9 protein-coding genes are annotated in these 20,790 nt (G+C 44.4%); 1 reads left to right on the forward strand and 8 read right to left on the reverse strand.

Translation table 11 applies throughout. From position 1 onward, the window contains the following. Positions 1 to 35: 35 nt before the first annotated feature. The gene (locus tag H8698_RS05450) at positions 36 to 4,310 is read right to left on the reverse strand and encodes a PolC-type DNA polymerase III (RefSeq protein ID WP_249311610.1); all 4,275 of its coding nucleotides are present in this window, start codon (positions 4,308 to 4,310) and stop codon (positions 36 to 38) included. A gap of 9 nt (positions 4,311 to 4,319) precedes the next feature. Continuing rightward, complete coding sequence (ispG, locus tag H8698_RS05455) at positions 4,320 to 5,381, reverse strand: flavodoxin-dependent (E)-4-hydroxy-3-methylbut-2-enyl-diphosphate synthase (RefSeq protein WP_249311612.1); 1,062 nt, start codon at positions 5,379 to 5,381, stop codon at positions 4,320 to 4,322. A gap of 186 nt (positions 5,382 to 5,567) precedes the next feature. Here ispG and pyk point away from each other — a divergent pair, with 186 nt between their 5' ends. Then, positions 5,568 to 6,989, forward strand: a complete 1,422-nt coding sequence (gene pyk, locus H8698_RS05460; RefSeq protein WP_249311613.1) for a pyruvate kinase — start codon at positions 5,568 to 5,570, stop codon at positions 6,987 to 6,989. Positions 6,990 to 7,048: 59 nt separating this feature from the next. Here the strand turns inward: pyk and H8698_RS05465 are convergent, their stop codons facing one another. The 6 genes from H8698_RS05465 to H8698_RS05490 all read right to left on the reverse strand — a co-directional run bounded on the left by H8698_RS05465 (position 7,049) and on the right by H8698_RS05490 (position 20,774). Continuing rightward, entirely contained in the window at positions 7,049 to 8,047 is a 999-nt protein-coding gene (locus tag H8698_RS05465; RefSeq protein ID WP_249311615.1) for a rod shape-determining protein, read from the reverse strand. Beyond that, a complete protein-coding gene (gene recN / locus H8698_RS05470; protein WP_249311617.1) occupies positions 8,047 to 9,732 on the reverse strand; it encodes a DNA repair protein RecN in 1,686 nt (561 codons plus the stop codon). The genes H8698_RS05465 and recN overlap by 1 nt, the downstream gene beginning before the upstream one ends. Positions 9,733 to 9,757: 25 nt before the next feature. Further along, on the reverse strand, positions 9,758 to 10,213 hold the full coding sequence (locus H8698_RS05475) for an arginine repressor (protein WP_177681127.1): 456 nt from the start codon (positions 10,211 to 10,213) through the stop codon (positions 9,758 to 9,760). A gap of 16 nt (positions 10,214 to 10,229) precedes the next feature. Next, on the reverse strand, positions 10,230 to 11,072 hold the full coding sequence (locus tag H8698_RS05480) for an NAD(+)/NADH kinase (protein WP_249311618.1): 843 nt from the start codon (positions 11,070 to 11,072) through the stop codon (positions 10,230 to 10,232). A 136-nt stretch (positions 11,073 to 11,208) separates the two neighbouring features. Beyond that, entirely contained in the window at positions 11,209 to 14,958 is a 3,750-nt protein-coding gene (locus H8698_RS05485) for a carbohydrate binding domain-containing protein (protein WP_249311620.1), read from the reverse strand. Between the two features lie 77 nt (positions 14,959 to 15,035). Beyond that, positions 15,036 to 20,774 (reverse strand): hypothetical protein, encoded by a 5,739-nt coding sequence (locus H8698_RS05490; RefSeq protein ID WP_249311622.1) that lies wholly within the window; start codon positions 20,772 to 20,774, stop codon positions 15,036 to 15,038. Positions 20,775 to 20,790: the final 16 nt, after the last annotated feature.

Here is a 20,790-nt window from a genome sequence, read left to right on the forward strand (position 1 = left end):
CTTTATCCTTTCTTATTATCTTGTGCTACTTAGCCTCATAAGTCAAACAGGCTCACCTGACTGGTATCGGGTATGCCTTTTAATATATCATATTCTTTCATTTTTTCCACAACTGCCGCGCCGATTTTCGCGCGTTTCATCAGTTCTTCCACAGAAAGGAACGGCCCCTCGGCCTCCTCCCTCGCGTCAACAATACTCTGCCCCACGGCGTCGGATATGCCGCTGATGGCGTTCAGCGGCGGCCGGATTGCCCCGTCCTCCTCCAAAAACCTGGTAGCGTCAGATTTGTACAAATCCACAGGCAGAAACGATATTTTCCTGGCATACATTTCATTTACAACTTCAAGAATTGTAATTAAGTTTTTTTCTTTTTGTGTTAAATCCGGTTTGTCGTTTAATTCACTAATTGCGGACACAACGCGCTCCTTGCCGCGAAGCATTAAATCCGCGTCAAAATCTGTAGCCCGAACGGTAAAATAGGTAATATAAAAAGCAATTGGATAGTGAACCTTAAAATATGCAATTCGAAACGCCATGGTTACATAGGCTGCCGCGTGGGCTTTCGGGAACATATACTTAATCTTTTTACACGATGTTATGTACCATTCGGGAACATTGTTTTCCCGCATCAGCTTTTCGTCTTCCGGCTCTAACCCTTTGCCCTTTCTCACCTTTTCCATAATTTTAAAAGAGTTTAAAGGCGGCAGATTATGATGGAGCAAATAGAGCATAATGTCGTCCCTGGTACAAATCACCTCAGAAAGCGTAGCCGTTCCGTCACGCACCAAATCCTGAGCGTTGTTGTTCCATACATCTGTCCCGTGAGAAAGGCCTGAAATCCGCATCAGTTCCCCAAAGGTAGTCGGTTTCGTGTCTAAGAGCATTTGACGGACAAATTTAGTTCCAAACTCCGGAACGGCATAAGTCCCCACAATGCTGCCGATTTCCTCTGCTGTTGCACCCAGCGCCTCGGTCCCGGTAAACAGGCTCATGGTGGGTTTGTCATCAATGGGAATGGTTTTTGCGTCTAATCCCGTTAAATCCTCGAGCATTCTTATCATTGTCGGATCGTCGTGTCCCAGAATATCAAGCTTTAACAGCTTTCCGCTGATGGAGTGGTAATCAAAGTGTGTGGTGATAATATCGGTTTCGTTGTCGTTTGCCGGGTGCTGAATGGGAGAAAACTGATAAATCTCGTTGGCCTTCGGAACAATCATAACACCGCCGGGGTGCTGGCCCGTGGTTCTTTTTACCCCCACAATACCGTTTATCAGACGCATGGTTTCAGCCTTGTTTAAGTTCTTCCCCGTCTTTTCGCTGTATTTTCGTACATAGCCAAAGGCGGTGTTTTCTGCAAAAGTGCCAATGGTTCCTGCGCGGTATACGTGCCCCACGCCGAACAGCTCTTCCGTATATTTATGGGCAACACTTTGATATTCGCCGGAAAAGTTTAGGTCAATATCCGGCTCTTTGTCGCCGTCAAACCCTAAAAACGTTTCAAAGGGAATATCATATCCCTCTTTGGCATATTTCTCGCCGCAAACAGGGCAAATTTTGTCCGGCATGTCCGCACCGCAGCCAAAGGTGCCGTCGGTGATAAACTCCACATTCTTACAATTTCTGCATATATAGTGCGGCGGAAGCGAATTAATTTCTGTAATGCCGATTAAATATGCAATGAAAGACGAACCAACCGAGCCACGGGAGCCCACCAGGTATCCGTCGCTCAGCGATTTTGTTACCAGCTTCTGCGCAATCATATACATAACAGAAAAGCCGTATTTAATAATGGGCACAAGTTCTTTATCCATCCGCTCCCGCACAATGTCGGGCAGCACATCGCCATACAGCTCATGGGCTTTCGCGTCCGACATGCGTTGAATATCCTCCGTAGCGCCTGGCATTTCCGGCGGATAGGTTTCTTTTGGGATAGGACGGATTTCTTCCACCATATCTGCAATTTTATTTGTATTTTCCACAACAACTTCATAGGCCTTTTTCTTGCCGAGATATGCAAATTCCTCCAGCATTTCTTCGGTAGTACGGAAATACAGCGGCGCCTGGTTAGACGCATCTTCATAATCCTGACCGGTAAACAGCACCTCGCGGTAAACTGCGTCCTCAGGATTGATAAAATGCACGTCGCAGGTGGCCACAACGGGTTTTTCCAGCTTTTCGCCCAGCTCAACAATTTCGCGGTTTATGAGCTTTAAGTCCTCATGGGTCGAAACCGTTTGGTTCCGAATCATAAATTCATTGTTGCCAAGGGGCTGAATTTCAAGATAGTCATAAAACCGCGCGATGGCTTCAATCTCGTCAATCCGCTTACCCGACAGAATTGCGCTATAAAGCTCTCCCGCTTCACAGGCGCTGCCAATAATTAATCCCTCGCGGTGCTTTTCAAGCACATCCCTTGCCAGCCGCGGTTTTTTATAAAAGTTGTCAAGGTGGGAGGCAGACACAAGTTTATAAAGGTTATGTAGACCGGTCATATTCTTTGCCAGCAGAATGATATGGTATAAATCTGTATATTTTACAACAGAGTCATCCAATAAAACCTTATTGATGTCCGCAACATTATCAACACCTTCGCGCTTCATCATATCTAAAAATGTAATAAAAATTTTTGCCGTAATTTCTGTGTCGTTAATAGCTCTGTGGTGCCCTTCAAATGTAAAGCCCAAAGCCTTTGCAACATTGTTCAGCTTGTGACGCTTAATTTTTTTAATGAGTCTTCTGCTTAAGCCCACAGTATCAATATAGCAATAATCAAAATCAAGCGAAAGCTTTTCGCTGAACTTTTTTAAAAAGCCAACATCAAAGGTTGCGTTGTGCGCAACCAAAACACAGCCCTCGCAAAACGACAAAAATTCCTTTAAAACAACTTCCACCGGCTCTGCATTTTTTACCATGTCGTTGGTGATGCGGGTAAGCTCCGTAATATGAGGCGGAATTGTGCGGGTTGGTTGGATAAATTTTGAAAAACGGTCCGTCATTTTTCCGTTTACAACTTTAATGCCTGCAATTTCAATAATTTCATCAAACTTAGCGCTGAAGCCTGTTGTTTCAATGTCGAACACCACAAAGCTGCCCGTAAGCGCCATATCCTTTTCATCATAGACAAGCTTTGCGCTTTCCCCCATGAGATAGCCTTCCATGCCGTATAAAATTTTAATACCGTTCTTTTCTCCGGCTGAAAATGCATCGGGATACGCCTGCACCACGCCATGGTCTGTAATGGCAATGGCTTTGTGCCCCCAGGAGGCGGCAAGCTTAATTAAGTCGCCGGTTTTTGCAACGGAATCCATTGCGGACATCACTGTATGGGCGTGAAGCTCCACACGCTTTTCGTCTGCGTTATCTTGCTTTTGAGTGACCTTTGCCAGTTTCATATCATCTAACTTTATGGTGACTTCCCGCTCAAAGGAATCATACTGTGCCAAACCGCGGATGCAAACAGCCTTTGCTGATTTCAGCTTGTCCTTCAGCACTTTATATTTTGCATTTTCCATAAAGCATTTGCACATAACGGAACCCGTGCCGTCGGTTATGTAAATAAAAAATATGACCTTATCGTTTTTAATTTCCTTTGTTTCTGTGGAAATAATAGAGCCAGATACGATGACTTTCCCGCTGTATTCGTTAATATCGCACATTTTAGTAACGTCGCCGGAAAAGTCCCTGCCAATAAAAATATTTGTGTCTTTTTCTTCCTCGTCTTTCACCTTTGAAACGGCTTTTGTTGCTTTTTTCTCATTTATTTTGTTGGCAATTTCAGCAGAACCGGCAACCATTTTGCTCTTTTCCTGTTCCAGCTTTTCAAAAATTTCGGTTTCGTCTTTTAATATACTTTCAAAAACGACTTTCAGTTCCTTATGAAACGCGGACTGAATTAATTCCTCCGCCGCCGCGTCAATATGCTGTTCCACAAGCGTTTTCTCGCCGCCAAACCGCAGCTTAATATGTAAAACGTTTTGGTCAAGCTCTGCAGAGCTGCCGGTCAAAATATTTGTTAGCGCCTGGTGTTTTGCACACAGCATTTCACGAAACTGGTCATAAAACATCGGTAAATTTTCTTTTGTCAATTCAAAATTTTTAAACCCCAGAGAAAACTTTATATTGGCAATGCCAAACTTTTGAATAATTTTTTCTTTGAAGGCATCAAGGGGAAAGCTGCATGGAAACACGTCAGACATGATATCAATATGCATGGACATATCTTCTTTTTTCACCTTACAGCTTGTAATGTGCGTCGTTTGATATTGGGCAGCAAATTCCTCTCCTGCCAGTTCAACCATTAAACCTGCCATTCTTTTTCTTTACCTCTCCTTAAACAGCTTTTCTATCTCAACAAATAGTTCATCAACAATTCTATCTTCGGGTACCTTTTTTATAATTTTGCCCTTTTTAAAAATCAGCCCTTCCCCATTTGCTCCGGTAATGCCAATATCTGCGTCCTGCGCTTCTCCCGGACCGTTTACAACGCAGCCCATCACCGCAACTTTAATAGGAAACGGCATGTTTGCAAGCCGCTCCTCCACCTCTTTTGCAATTTGTATGAGGTTGACGCTGCAACGCGAACAGGTAGGGCACGAAACCAGTGTTGCACCGCTTTTTTTTAGGCCCAGCGATTTTAAAATTTCAATCCCAGCACGAATTTCTTCCTCTGGCTGGTCGGTCAGCGACACGCGGATGGTGTCGCCAATTCCCTCTGCCAACAGCGTTCCAATACCAACAGCAGACTTAATTGTGCCGGAATAGCTTGTTCCTGCCTCGGTAACGCCTAAATGTAAGGGATAGCTGCATTTTGATGCCATCAGCCTGTAACTTTCAATCATCGTTGCAACATTGGACGCCTTTAACGAAATTACGATGTCCTCAAAATTGCAGTCTTCCAATATTTGAATGTGGCGCATTGCTTCCAAAACAAGGCCTTCCGCGCTGTAACGGCCATATTTTGCTGCAATTTCTTTAGAAACAGAACCGCTGTTTACGCCCACACGGATTGGTATTTTGCGCTCTGCCGCCGCTGCCACTACGCTTTTCACCTTATCCGCAGAACCAATATTTCCTGGGTTCAGCCTGATTTTATCGATTCCGGCGGCAATTGCTCCAAGAGCCATTCGAAAGTCAAACTGAATATCTGCAACCAAAGGCAAATCAATCGCTTTTTTCAATTCCTTTACAACTTCAAGGCTTTTCTCATCTGTAACAGCCAGACGGATAATGTCACACCCTACTTTTTTTAAGGCTTGTGACTGTGCAACCGCAGCCTCCGCATCGCCATTTTTTGTATTGAGCATTGACTGCACGGTGACAGGCGCGTCACCGCTAATCAAAAATTTTCCAACTTTTACCGACTTCGTTTTTCTTCTTTCCACTTACGCCACGCCCTTTTATATAATTCTTTTTTAGTATATCATAACGGCAAATTTTTTTCAATCATAATTAAAAAATTACACATACTAAATAGAAACGAATAATCTTTACAACAATTTAACATAATTTGGTTAAAAAATGTGGTATAATGTAATCAAATGTTATTTTTTATATTCAAGGAGTTTAAAATGCGAAAAACGAAAATTATTTGTACATTGGGGCCTGCCTCCCGCAGCGAACAGGTGATTGCCGGCATGCTGAAAAGCGGATTGGACGTGGCGAGAATTAACTTTTCCCACGGAACCCACGAATATCATAAAGAAACAATTGAACTGTTCCGCAAAGTGCGGGACAAAATGGGCGTTCCTGCGGCCGTTATGCTGGATACAAAGGGGCCCGAGATCCGGCTTGGCAATTTTAAAAACCACAAGGAAATTCTTGAAAACGGAGCTGTGTTTACGCTCACCTCTGATGAGTATGACGGCGACGCAAAAAAGGTTTCTGTCACATATAAAGACCTGCCAAAACAGCTTACGCCCGGAAATAAGGTGCTGATTGACGACGGCAGAATTCATCTTGAAGTGACCCAGGTTCAGAAAAACGATATTATCTGCAAGGTTATCTCCGGCGGCGAGGTCTCCGACCACAAGGGAGTTAATATTCCCAATGTCCATTTGAATATTCCGTATTTAGGCCGGGCAGATGAACAGGACTTAGTATTCGGCGTGGAACAGGACGTAGATTTTATTGCCGCTTCGTTTGTGCGTTCAAAGGAAGACGTAATTGCCCTCCGTAACTTCTTAGACTATCACGGCGGCTACAATATAAAAATTATTTCAAAGATTGAAAACATAGAAGGCGTAAATAATTTTGACGAAATATTAAGCCATTCTGATGGGATCATGGTTGCCCGAGGGGACATGGGTGTGGAAATTGAATTTGAAAAGCTGCCTGGCCTGCAGAAAAAATTCATTCGGAAATGCTATCAGGCAGGGAAAATGGTCATCACGGCAACCCAGATGTTAGAGTCGATGATTCACTCCACTACGCCTACCAGAGCAGAAATTACAGACGTTGCCAACGCTGTGTTCGACGGCACCTCGGCCATAATGCTTTCCGGTGAAACCGCCATTGGCGACCATCCGGAACTGGTTGTTCAGGTTATGGCCAGCATTGCCCTCCAGGCAGAAAAAGACGCCTTTGATATGGATATATACAAGGACGTGCAATATGATATTGACATGAACGACACAACAAATGCAATTTGTGACGCGGCCTGCACCACGGCACGGGACGTGAAAGCAACCGCCATCATTGCTATAACAAAATCGGGTTATACCGCACGGCGGGTTTCGAAGTTCCGCCCGCGGGAAATTATCATCGCCACAACGCCATCAGAAAAAACATACCACCAGTTAACGCTTTCCTGGGGGGTGTATCCTGTAAAAGCACTGTATCAGTATGACGCCAATGTGCTCTTTCATCATTCCGTTGCCTGTGCAAAACGGTTTGGTTTTATCAAAGATAACGACAGGGTTGTGATTACTGCCGGTGCCGACGGCACCACCGATATTTTAAAGGTGCAGACAGTTACTGACGCAAGAAAATAATTCAGATAGAGGTAAAACAACAAAAACCGTTGTTTTACCTCTTTGTTTTTCCATTCTGTTTATCGTTCAGATTGTTTAAAAAGTTTTCCAGAATGCAGCATTAAGCAGAAGCCGTCCGCCACACTCCGTTCTGCATTTTTGTCCGAAACCGCAGGTAAGGAAAAGTTTTTAAAAATCAATTTTTCTATCCCATACAGCAAACTGCCGCCGCCCGTCAGCACAACGCCATCTTTTGCTATCGCCTTTAAAAAATGTGCCGGAATCTTTTTTAAAACCTTTGCCAGCATCTGTAAAAATTCGTCTGCAGCGGGCTGCATCACGCCATAAACTTCGTTTGAATCCACGGTGAGATAGGCGGGCGTTCCATCAGTTACGTGTTTTCCTGTTATGTTCATTTTCAAATTAAAGTCCCTTGGATAAAAGCAGCCAAGGTTGTTCTTAATGCTTTCCGCCGTTTCTCCGCTGATGATCATATCATATTTGTCCCGGATATAGTCATAAATCATACTGTTTATGTTATTTTGCGACAAATTTGAAGTTTCTGATAAAATAACATTGCCCGATGCAAGAAACGCATAAGCCGTGCATCCGCCACCAAGATGAATGATCATTTTGCCCTGAGCGTCATCCGGTTTTACTCCAACTCCATAGCCTGCGGCAAGCATTTTGCTGACAATGGCGACACTTCGTCCGCCCGCGGAAAGAACAGCTTCTTCCGCTGCCCGGCATTCTACATTGGTAAAACCATCTGGCAGGCACAGCGCCACTCTGGGCTTAAAAATTCTTGTTCCACAAATCCGTTTTATCACGTGCCTGACCAGACGTTCAAAGGTCGGATAGTCAGTCAGTCTGCCGTCTGCCAGAGGATAGACTCCCCGGCTATGTATTTTTGCATGCTTTAACAGTTCTTCCGCTTCAAAACCGGCATTTAAAATTCTGCCGGTTTCTGGCTCCACGGCCACCAATGCCGGCTCGCAAAAAACAATGCCCCGTTTGCGTATGCAGCCATATGCCGTGGCCGAGCCAATGTATATTCCCAAGTCACCTGATATTGACATTATTTCTCCTCACCCTGTTTCCCTTTGCGAATCATCTCTGCTGCCTGAGCGACAGTAGTTTCTGTTACATTGTCGCCGCCAATCATAAGGGCAATTTCCGATATTTTTTCCTGCTGGTTTAAAAGCTGAATTGTGGTGTTTGTTCTGTTGTTTTCCTGCAATTTGCTAATTTTAAAATGGTGTTCAGACAGAGAGGCAATCTGCGGCAAATGTGTTACACAAAGCACCTGTTTTTTCTCGGAAATTTCGCGGAGCTTAATCCCAACCTTGCCTGCCGCCCTGCCGCTGATGCCTGAGTCGATTTCGTCAAAAATAAGTGTTCCCGCGGCGTCGCCGGCAACCAAAACATTTTTTAACGCAAGCATAATTCTGGAAAGCTCGCCGCCCGACACAATTTTTGCAAGGGGTTTCGGCGGTTCACCCTGGTTAGCGGACAATAAAAATTCAACCTTGTCCATTCCGTTTTTACAAAGGGCGCACGGTTCAAAATGAACCGAAAACTTTGCTCCCTCCATATTAAGTTCCGATAGCTCTGCATTGATTTTGGTTTCAATTATTTTTGCAGCTTTCTGCCTTTTTCCGCGGTTTGTTTTGGCAAGTTCATTTGCCTTTGCCAACAGCTTTTTTATGGTTTCTTCCATTTCCGTTTTTCTTGTTTCCGAAGTCTGAATGGTTTCAAGCTCCGCCTCTGCCCTTTGGCCGTATTCCAAAATTTCCTCTTCCGAATTTCCATATTTTCGTTTCAGGCGATAAATCAAGTCCAGCCGTTCTTCAATTTCATCTAACGAGAATTCGCCAGTTCCTGCCTGTTCCAATTTTTCGTGGATTGTCCCTACAATATCCTCTAAGCCATAGAGAAATTCCGCCATCTTCTCTGAAACATCATCCATTCCTGCTCCCGATTGCGCGCAGGCTTCCACCGCTCTTTGCGCCTGAGACAAAAAATTATAGGCACACACGCCCTCACTATTTTCATACAGCATGTCCAGCGCCAGCGAACAATTTTCCTGAATGGTCTCTTTGTTTTTCACCATGCTGCGTGTTGCTTTCAGTTCCTCTTCCTCGCCGGGACAAAGAGCAGCCTCGTTGATTTCATTGATTTCGTAATTTAACACATCAATTCTGCGCAGCCGTTCTGTTTCATCTATGTCAAGCGCGCTGCGTTCCTTTTCGGCCTCCCCTAACGCAGCATATACTTTATCAAATTCATGAAAAGTATCTTTTTCTGAGTCCCGAACAGAAGCATCGAGAAAAGAAACATGGCTTGCGCTGTTTAAAAGTGCCTGGTTGTCGTGCTGGCCATGGACGTTGATTAGGCATTGGCCGATTTCCCGAAGTTTTGAAACGGGAACTGTTTTTCCGCCTGCTTTACAAATGTTTTTCCCATCAAGAAAAAGCCGCCGGGACACAATCAAGCAGCCTTCTTCATCTGCAGTTACGTCGAGCGTTTCAAGCAGTTTCACTGTTTCTGGGGTAAGATAAAACAAGCCCTCAACATAGGCATAATTTTCACCGTTTCGGATAATATCTCGTCCAATTCGTTCACCCAAAAGCATGTTAACCGATCCGATTAAAATTGATTTTCCGGCACCAGTTTCACCAGTTAAAACATTAAAGCCCGTGCCGAAATTTACGTCGGCCTTTTTAATCAGGGCAACATTTTCAATGGAAAGATTAAAAAGCATATTCCACAAGTCCTTTCTAGCACAATCAGCTTTTAATCATCAGTTTGATTTTGTCTGCTAAGAACGCTGCGTTTTTTTCTGTTTTCGTTACGCACAGCAACGTATCGTCGCCGGCAACACAGCCAATGATTTCATCAAAACCCAGCGAATCGATTACAAAGCCAACAGCCTGGGCCATTCCGGAATGTGTTTTAATCACTACAATATTTATGGCAAACTCAATATTAATAACGGAGCTGACTAAAATGGAATTAAAATTTTTGTCAGCAGAATTATTTTCCCGCCCGCCGCTTTGAACATATTTATACACGCCATTGTCGCCTAAAACCTTTACTAACTTCAAATCCTTTATATCCCGCGAAACGGTTGCCTGCGTAACGTTATAACCGCTGTCAGCCAGCCGTCTTGCCAGTTCTTCCTGTGTGTCAATGCTGTATTTCGCAATTAAATCCAAAATTTTCGTATGCCTGCTCAGTTTCATTGAATCAACCCCTTCATCAGCTTTCTTTTTTTACCAGTTTGTTGTGCAGTACACTGAAAAACTTATATCCTTTAAACCGAATTAATTTAAAATTCTTCTGGGCAATTTGAATTACCACAGTTTCGTTTCCGGAAAGCTTACCCAAAATTTCACTGTCCGCTGCCACAACAGCTTCATTGTCAATTGCTGCTTTGCATTTTACCGTAACGGTTTTCTCCGGCGGTACGATAATGGTTCGCGAATACATTTTATGTGGGCAGACAGGCGTTACAATCATGGAATTCAGTGAGGGGTCTACAATGGGGCCGCCGGCGGATAGCGAATATGCGGTAGAGCCGGTGGGGGTTGCAATGATGATGCCGTCTGCCTTAAAATCGTCGACATATTCATCGTCAATGAAAATATCTAAATCCAATATTTTCAGGGTTGAACTTGCCCGTGTTACAACAATGTCGTTCAGCGCAGTGGTCTCTTTTCCGTCTAACAGGACCGCATGAAGCATCATTCTCTCTTCTATTTCATAATCTCCGGCAAAAAGCTTGTTTAATCCTTCTTCAATTTCTTCCCGCTCAATTTCGGCTAAAAAGCCTAGACGTCCTAAATTAATTCCAATTACGGGAAGGTTTAAATTTGACGCTTCCTTAGCAACGGACAAAAGCGTTCCATCTCCGCCCAAAACCAAAATAACATCCATGCCGGCATATTCATTTTCACTGATCTTTTTTGCGTTTTTAACGCTGGCACCGCGGTGCTTTCCATCAATAAAGAGGTTGGCCCTGGTACCAATCAGCTCTGAAACTTGATTTGCTAAAACGTATCCTGGGTCCTTTTGTTCATTTATCACGAGTAATATGTTCAAGTATAATCAACCCTTTTTTATAAATATGCATTTATATTGTATATTATATTAGAATAATGCAAATTTAGCAAGGGTTATTTAAAAAAATACAAAAAAATACGGCGGGTAAGTTTGCCCGCCGTATATAAATTTGCCTTTACGGAACTACAACAGTACCTTCAAATGTCCGTTCCACTTCATTGTCCATAAACGCCACTTTAATTTTTGTGGTACCGGAGGAATGGGCTGTCAGTTCGCCGTTTGCATTTACACTGACAATATCAGGATTGTCGCTTTTAAAAGCTTTTGCCACATTGCTAATATCATAACGTACCATTTTGCTGGTTGTGGGAATGTAAGAGAGTGAAATTGTGTCTCCTACTTCCATTTTAAATTCAGCAGGGAAATAAACCTCCTGCAAGCCAAAATCAAAATTATCCCGGTAGGGTTCCCGAACGCCAGACTGTGCAATAATTTTTTGTGCTTCTTCCGGCCAATCCGCATTTGGATACACATGCGGGTCCTGATACTGAATGTCTGTTCCGTTATTTAACTTTTCCGCCGTGGTGCTGTAATTATTATCGCCATATACAATATTGTTAATTGTATTAATATGAATATGCGTCCACCGTGCGGCAACATTGCTGGAGCCTTTTCCCTTCCAAACCGGGTGCTGGGTCTGGTCTACCACATTGTTGTCTAAAAGCCAATAAGACGACCCTTCATCAGGATACAGAACTCCAAACATGTTCCCAATATCATAACAGTAATTTCCACACATTTCGTTTAAATTGTCCAGCGACCCTCCGGTGTGCCCTAACGTATAAATAGCACCGCCGTCAAACATAATCGTGTTCAAAATCTTATGCAGATAATTGTTATTAATGTTTAAATTCACTGTTCCAGACTCAGCTTTGCTGCCCCAGCCCCAACCGGTATGAACACTGGAATACGCAGTGCTGTAAACCTCGTTGTTGCAAATATTCATATGTTTGGGGAAAGCAGCAGTAATGGCCGCTCCAGCCCTAAACTCAACTGATATGTCATGAATATAGTTATCCGTCACATTGTTGTTAATCTGATAATACTTTTCCTCCTTTGGCGCCCGTGCATGCTGCCATGTTGCATCTCCAACAAAAATTGCGCCTCCAGAGGTGTCGTAAATCTCGTTTCCAACAAAATCACAATTCTGAACCGCTTCCAGCATTTTTACAGCCGTTTGCCCAATCTTAGAAATTTTACAATTATAAAAATTTACATTGTGAACGTTTGTCAACTCAATTGCACCGGGAATAAAACCGCTTGTCGTTGCAGTGCTTCCCCCGTTGTTTTGACCATCTGCAAACCCGCTTGCATTCGGCGCCGTCCATGTGGTGTGTTCAAAAGAAATTCCGTCAAACGTAATATTTTTCATTGGTTCCTCGGCCGTTCCAGTAATTGACATCAGCGATTCATCGCACGGGATAACAACCTCTGCCGTACTCATATCCTCATAGTCTCTCGGGATATAATAAAGCTTGCCAAAGGTTTTGTCAATATAAAATTCTCCGCCTTCGTCTAATAGCTCAAAGGCATTTTCATAATATTCCGGAACGGTGGGAACCGTATTTCCACCGTTCATGCGGATATTCCACAAACTTTCGTTTAGCTTCAGTGTCACGAGCTGCGTCTCTTCATCAAACGAAGCCGACTCCACCACAAATCTGGGATTGGTCCAGTTTTCATAGAACACCAGTTCCAGCTCGTTTATTTTTTTATAATCGAGCAGGGATGTGTCTGTGGTCGTAACGCCAACGCCGCCTTTTCCAAGATTAACGCAGTTTTCAAGCTTGCCTTCACTTCTGGCACGCACTGCGCGCACCCCATTCACATAAATTTGTCTGCTGTTTAATGCAACAGTGCCCAAATTTCTGATATTAGCCTGGTAAATGTTTTTTTCCGAATTGTAAAGCGTAAACTCGGTTACCTGTTTTCCCTCAGAAACAACTGCTTCGCCGGGCTTAAAAGAGGTATATGTGATGCTGACATTATCTGCGCAGGGTGTGTTGACCTTCGTAAAATCAAAACCCGCATAAACTCCGGGCATCATAACAATGCAAAGGTTGAGTGCGCTGTCGCTCTGTATCGCATCGTTCATCAAGCTACGCGCTTTTGTTCTTCCGTGAGCCATTGTTTTAAACGGCTCGTGGAATGTGCCAGGGGCCTTTGATGAGTTAATGCCATTCTCCGGATCTACATAAATAATTTCATCATATATCGTTTTTGTAAACTCCTTTGCGGCTCTTACAGGTGCAAAAGACTGTGCGTCCCAAAGGAAAACTTTCGATTTTTCTGCCAGCAAATCGTTCGCAATGCTCAGTTTTATTTCGCTGGTTCTCTGCGCCTGCACCGTTTCCTGCGTATTGTTAATGGACAACAGCTTTCCATCGTCATCGTAAAGTGCGATGCTTGCCAACACGTTGCGGCTGGCTTCTCCGCCTTGATATGTGACCGTCGCGTCAAGCGTTTCCATTTCATCTACCCAGATGGACGTGTCGTAATTTGCGCGAATTATTTCTTTTTCGTCAAATTGAGAATTACTGAGATACACTTCCTTGGCCGAACCTGCTAAGCCCCATGCATCCACTGCAACATATTCCGCTTTATAAGTGCCCTCAACGCTCTCAGGCGAGTAATATTTTACGGTTTCGCCATTATTTAAAAAGCCGCTTTTTACAATTACAAATCCATTGCCATAGGGAGCTAAGATACGATACCATGCCCCAACAGAATTCAGATATCCGTTAACAGATAGAATAACGGCAGAATTCTCAAAAGAATCCCCATAGAACTGTGTATTTACATCAACCTCATAGGAATTCGGCACTTCTTCAATGACAAGTTCATCCACACAGTAATCTAAAACATCCGTTGCCTTGTTTCCAACTCTAAAATAAATGGTTGGCAGACCTACGTCCGTCGTAGCTGCGGTACATTGATAAATAAACTCGTGTTTTGTCCAAGTGGATTGAATGGTCGGATGCTGCGAATCCGAGGGCTGTGCATATAAAGGGGCCGCGGGGTCGGTTCTTCTGCTTCTATCAATCGCCAGCTGAATTACTAAACCTTCCGTCGTTTCGTCATTTGCTTTGGCCCAAAAAGACACCTTATATTTTCTTCCGACTCTTAAATCAGCATCCTGGCTGACATTTGCCCAGGTTCTTCCGTTGGCAACAACATGAAGAGAACCTTTTGTGCCTGCGGCGCCCTCTCCAACAGAAATAGTTACAGCTCTTTTGTTGTAGCTTAAATTATTTATTTCTTCCTGCGTATCAAAGGAGGAATATTGAACAAGGTTCCCCTCTTTCACAACGGTGCTGTCAAACTCAGGCGTTATCAGAATTTCATCGAGGAAATAGACAGAAGTGCTCACAGAGAAAAATTCCAGATATCCAATGCCCACCGAACCAGATTCGCCGGAAAAGGAACCAGTAATCTTTTTCCAACCGTCCGGTGCAGCCTTGGTGTTCATTATCACTTCCTGGGAGGAATACGTTCCACTTTCCATCTTGCTCCAAATTTTCACTCGAACATTCGATAAGTTTATATCTTTTGTCAAGAGACTCATTTGATATTGAATGCCGCTCTTGGCGCCAAATAAGACATAAACACTGTGACTGCCGGAGGAGGGCGTAACCAGCAGTGAACCTGAGCTAATTCCCCGATTTGTTTGGTCAACAGACAAACGCGCGCCGTTTACAGCAACGCTTTCCGGAAGTGTTTTGGTTTCGAAATCTTCTGTCACTGCCTGGGGATAGGGCCTCTGTTCATCAAACGGATTGCCAGCAGCAGATACCGCAAATGAACCGGCCAGCGGGCCCGTGCTGGCCAATAGGAAAGACAGCACAATTGAGAATACCTTTTTCACCTTGCTATTCAACACCTTTCTTTATGTTTGAGGTTTCGCTGCGCTTTCATAGCGCAGCGAAACCTCTTTTGAAACGATTAAACTACGTTTACTTTACACTCAAACACGCGTTCAATTCCATTCTCAACAAAAACAAGCTCAATTTTTGCCGTTCCCACAGACACGCCCGTAATGATTCCATTTGTGTTCACCGTTGCAATTTCTGGATTTTTTGACCTATACACACAGGTGAGTCCAGTTGCATCATAAAACAGTTTTTTGCTTGTGGTTGGCACGAAATTAATTCCTGCCGTGCTTCCCTGCTCCACTGTGATTTCTTCGGCTGTGTAAACCTCCTGAAGGCCAAACCTGAAGTTATCGCGGTAATTTTCCCGGATACCGGATTCCGAGATCAAAGTCCGCGCTTCCTGAGGCCAATCGGCATTGGGATAATACAGAGGCTCTTCAAAATCAATATCTGTTCCGTTATTCAGTTTCGCTGTTGTTGTGCTATAGTTGTTGGAATAGTGGATATTATTAATGGTATTAATATGGATATGTGTCCACCTAGCAACAATGGAATCGCTTCCCTCCTCGGCGCTGCCCTTGCCATACCAAAGCGGATGCTCTGTTTGGTCTACCACATTATCTTTAATGAGCCAATAGGAGGAACCCTCGTCCGGGTATAGAACGCCATACCGGTTTCCGATGTCATAACAATAATTTCCACACATTTCGTTCATATTTTCCAGCGAGCCGCCGGTATGCCCCAAGGTGTAAATGCCGCCGCCGTCATATATTTTCGTGTTTAAAATTTTGTGGAGGTAGTTATTGTTAATATGCAGGTTCACAGTGCCGGACTCTGCCGTGCTGCCCCAGCCCCAGCCGGTGTGAACGGCGGAATAGCTGGTGTTGTAAACCTCGTTGTTGCAGATATTCATGTTTTTCGGGTAGGCCGCGGATATTGCCGCGCCGCCCCTGAATTCAACAGAAATATCATGAATATAGTTATCTGTAACGTTGTTGTTAATTTGATAATATTTTGCATCATGGGGCGCCCGTGCATAAGTCCAAGTCGGTTCGCCCACAAAAACTGCGCCGCCGGAAGTATCGTAAACTTCGTTTCCAACAAAATCACAGTTTTGAATGGCTTCCATCATCTTTACACCTGTCTGACCAATTTTGGAAAAATCGCAATTGTAGAAATCTACATTATGAACGTTTTTCAGTTCAACCGCGCCGGGAATAAAGCCAGTTCGGGTTGCAGTTGTCGGGTTGTTGTTCTGGTTGTCTACATAGCCGTAACCGTTTGCATCATTCCATGTGGAATATTCAAAAGATATTCCGCGGAAAGTGATGTTTTTCACGGGATTTTCTGCCGTTCCTGTAAGCGACATGATACGCTCTGCAACCGGCATGGTAACCTTAGCCGTGGCCATGTTTTCATAGGCCCTGGGTTTATAATATAAATACCCGTCATATTTATCAAGATAAAACTCGCCCTCGCTATCTAACAGCTCATAGGCGTTTTCATAATATTCCGGAACGGTGGGAACGCAGTTACCCTTGTTCATCAGCCTCGTCCAGGGGTCGGCGTTTAATGTGAGCGTAACAACACCTGTGGACGGATCCAGTTCTGCCGACTGAACACAGCACCGCGGATTGGTCCAGTTCTCATAAAACACCATTTCCACATCCTGCAAATGCTCATAGGTTAAAAATGACGTATCTGTTGTCGTAAGCCCTGCTCCGCCTTTTCCTAAATTCACAGCGTTTGCAAGCCTGCCTTCACTTCTGGCGCGAATTGCCCGTACGCCATTGACATAAAGCTGTCTGGAATCCACATCCGTTCCAACGCTGGCACGGTATATGTTTTTATTCGCATCAAACAGTTCAAAACCCGTAATTTCCTGCCCGCCAGTGATTTTAGCTTCACCCGGCTTATAAGAAATGTAGAAAATGTTCACATTGTTTGAGCTGTCGTCGCCTGTTAGGGCAAACTCGCCGCCTGCCACACTGTATTCGCCGGGCATGAGGATTGCATAAACATCACCAGTGAACCCAGCCGCTATTTTATCGTTTATCATCGACTTTGCTTTCGAAAGCGTTCCCACCGGCGCGCTGAACGTTCCAGCGTTTAAATCATCTCCGTTTTCGGGATCAATAAAGATTTTATCTGCCGATGTAAGCTTTTCAACCTCTTTGGGCTGTCGGATATTTGTTGTGGAGTTCGGCTCCCAAACAAATAATTTTGCCGACTGTGCGCCCGTTTCATTGGTTTTGCTGATGTGAACCACAGTCGTTGCCTCTGCCGCAACAGAGCTTGCCTGTTCCGACACTGAAAGCTGATTGCCGCTTGCGTCGTAAAACGCCAGCCCCACCGTAAATTCACGCGGGTCTGAGCCGCCCTGGAATGTGACGGTTGCGTCAAGCGACGCCATATCGTCCGTCCAGATGGAGGTGTCAAAGTCTGCAATAATTCTTTCCTGCCGCTTAATATAATCCGCTATGCATGCCATTTCATTTGTCGCTCCAATAACACCATATGGGTCCGCTGCATTGTACTGCAGTTTTAATCCGTCAGGAGCAGCACCTTCAAAATCAAACTGTGCTGTTTCATTGACGCTTAGATACCCACTGTCAATGATCGCATAATCTTCCCCAAAGGGTGCCATTAACCGGTAATAAGCGCCGACGGCATTTCCTTTTTTTGCAAAGCCGAATTTTGCCACGTTGTTCGAAAATTCATTTAAAACAAAGTTTGGCTGTGCATCGATCGAATAAGAATTTTCAATTTCGACGATGGAAAGTTCATCAATAACATAATGGAACGTTTCCGTGCTGGCACTTCCAATTCTAAAGTATATCTTTGGAACAGAGGTGTCTGTGGTTGCCGTCATGTCCTGATAAAGAATGGTATATTTCACCCAATCTGCAGTTAAAAGCTTGTTGTCATTGTCCCGCAAATGCTGATACTGCGGAGCAGCCGGGTCTGTGCGCTGGCCTCTGTCTAAAATAAAATCAATGGTTTTTCCAACCGTCTCTGAATCCAGTGCCTTTGCCCAGAAAGAGATTTCATACTTTCTGCCAAATCTGATGGCCGCGGAATTTGACACGTTTCCCCAGCTTCTGCCGGTTCCCACAACTTCCATGGCTCCTGCCGTTCCGTTGGCGGCGTCAGTTGTTATGCCAACCTGCACAGCCGATGGTGAATATGACCAACCTACTAAGTCGTCCTGTGTATTAAATCCGCCGGAGGGCACCAAATTGTCTTTTGTTACGGCTTCACCGCTGAATTTGGGTATAATAAGCAGTTCATCAAACTGATGTTCTCCTGCGCCTACTTTTATTGCGATAAACCCGTTTTCACCAATTGCTTCTGCCTGACCCGAATCATCTTTTCCTGTGCCGTCTGAGGTGTAGGTTCCGCTAAACCGCGTCCAGCCATCTCCCTGAACAACAGCCTTTGTCGCCACCGTGTTCGACAGATATTCACCCGTATCACTTTTTCCATAGACAGCAAAAGACAAATCTTCAACACTACTGTCTGCCAGTACACTGATGTCGTAAGACATTCCTGTCTTGGCTCTGAATTTCACACACAAATCCCCATCGGCTGTAGAAACGGTTTTCAGTACGCCCCGACTCATTCCCCGTTGTGTAGTTGTTTGAGATAAAGCAAGTGTTTTGGAATCAACAGTATCCGGCAGAGTGTCTTCAAAATCTAAAGCCACAAGTTCCGGGTATGTTCCGCTTTCATCAAAGGGATTAACCGCAGTCAGTTTATCAGAAATTTTAAGGTCTGCCAACAGAAGTGCATGATTCGCCGAAATGTTTAATCTCGGCATTCTGTAATGTGCGCCCTCATAATTCCAAACGTAATTACATTCAAAATATTTCCAGTCGGAAGACACGTCACCTGCCGCGCCAAACACAGCATCGTTTGTGTTTTCCCAGACTGTTCCGTTGTAATATTGATAATTCCATGCCGACGGCGGCATGTTTGCCTGTGTGTTTTTACTGGTCAGCCTGTCGTAATAATCGTCATAAATCAGAGTTTCTGAGCTGCTTCCATCAGGTTTTGTAAACAGCTCCAATTTATCAAAGGTATGAGTTTTTGTTGTAACAATACTGCCGCCGTATAAATAAAACGGTATGTCGCCCTGACTCTCGGTGGAGTTTCCGTAACCGTAATACCCTAAGGTGTTAGCAGCGGTAACAGTATTGTCCAGTACCGTTCCCTTTATGCTCCGGTCAAGAGCAACTTTTAAGGAATCACCCGCCGTGCCCTTATACCAAAACGATAGCTTATAAAGCCTGTTGTTTTCAATGTCCACAGGCCGCTCAAAACATTGACCCTGTGGGACGTTCACGGTTTTTCCCAGTGTCTCGTCCGTAATCTCGGCACCATTATTCAAAGATGAAAGAAAGTCTGCGCTGGAAACAATATTTCCGTTGTATGCGACTTTCAATGCCGTGTTTTCCGCGTTGTCCATATTATATACATTTTCCAGCTCAACGACAGATATGTTATCAATCCAAAACTTATAGTCGCTCATCTGATAAGTCTGCGTATCGCCGTTTTCATCTGTATAGGTATAGGTGCAGTTGGCAGGCTGTGCAGGCATCGTAGTCTGCCTGAAATCGATTAAATAGTGATAGTCTGCTTCACCTGTTCGCCCCAGCATATAGTCGGCTTCCCGGTAGTAGATAAACTCATATTTCTGCCACTGTGTTGAAAGCGGCTGCTCCATACCAATTTCCTCATAACAATGCTGCAGCCGCACTGCGCGTGAAGATGACACACGTTCAATAATAAAATCAAACGATGCGTCGCTTCCTTTACCTGGATTGCCCGCCCGAACTGCCGCTGCAGTGTCTACTACAGCCTGAGAGCCTTTTGCCCAAAAGGTTATTTTGTAGGGCCGGTTATACCAAATCATTTTGCTTCTGTCCGACACATTGGCGGCAATTTGAAAATAATTCGCCCCAGCGGTTTTGGTAACTTCCAAGCCGGTATGGGAATCTGTCTTGTTTTCAGACGGTACGTCTGTTGTCAGCGCCGCCGTACCCATCGAACTCCAGCTTCCGTTTCCCTCTGTTTTCCAGTCGTCCGTGTCAAAGCTGTTATAAAAAATTGCACTATCCTTTTGAACCGGCACTAATTGGAACTCGTCCAGCAGAAAATCATAAGAGCTGTTTACGTCCCCATTGATGAAGTTCCCGGCATTGCGCATATCGTGCGGGTTTTTGCCAAACCTTAAAAATACGTTGAATTTGTTTTCACCAAGCGGCAAATACCCAGTTGATGAAACAACGCCGTCATAGCGGAACGTGTAAGTCACTTTTGCCCACTGGTCAGAGCAGGTCCCATCACTATTTTTAAGGCCTGCATTCTCCGCTTTTACCGTATACAGGTTAAACGGATAGCGGATTGTGGTTGTTGGCGTGGTTCTTTGTGGATCGCTGTATACGTTTGAAATAGAACCGCTGTAGTATACAAACAAATGTATGTCCGGCGCATATAAAGTTTCTGCATTGGTAAATTTAATGTAAAAGCTTGCTTCATAGGTTGTACCTTTGTTCAAAACAACATTTTTTACCCCGGAACTTGGCACACCGGATAACGACGCCGCCAGCGAGCCTGTTCCGCCGTTTGCGCCCTCTTCGTTGAAGGATCCAGAAAGCGCCAAATTCGTGTCTGAAATTTCATCTGCGCTGTCAAATGGAAAATGAAACCCCTCAGCATTGACACCAGCAGTTGCCGTAAGACGAAAGCCCATCGAACATCCGAAAACCAATATAACTGATAAAAGCAGAGCCGCGTATTTTTTCATAATTTATCCCTCTCTC

Origin of the sequence: Congzhengia minquanensis (assembly GCF_014384785.1) — a bacterium.
Lineage (GTDB): Bacteria > Bacillota > Clostridia > UBA1381 > UBA9506 > Congzhengia > Congzhengia minquanensis.

Excerpts from the sequence above, each read along its gene's own strand:
- H8698_RS05450 (WP_249311610.1), bottom strand. The coding sequence starts at position 4,310 with ATGGCAGGTTTAATGGTTGAACTGGCAGGAGAGGAATTTGCTGCCCAA.
- pyk (WP_249311613.1), top strand. The coding sequence starts at position 5,568 with ATGCGAAAAACGAAAATTATTTGTACATTGGGGCCTGCCTCCCGCAGC.
- H8698_RS05465 (WP_249311615.1), bottom strand. The coding sequence starts at position 8,047 with ATGTCAATATCAGGTGACTTGGGAATATACATTGGCTCGGCCACGGCA.
- recN (WP_249311617.1), bottom strand. The coding sequence starts at position 9,732 with ATGCTTTTTAATCTTTCCATTGAAAATGTTGCCCTGATTAAAAAGGCC.
- H8698_RS05475 (WP_177681127.1), bottom strand. The coding sequence starts at position 10,213 with ATGAAACTGAGCAGGCATACGAAAATTTTGGATTTAATTGCGAAATAC.
- H8698_RS05490 (WP_249311622.1), bottom strand. The coding sequence starts at position 20,774 with ATGAAAAAATACGCGGCTCTGCTTTTATCAGTTATATTGGTTTTCGGA.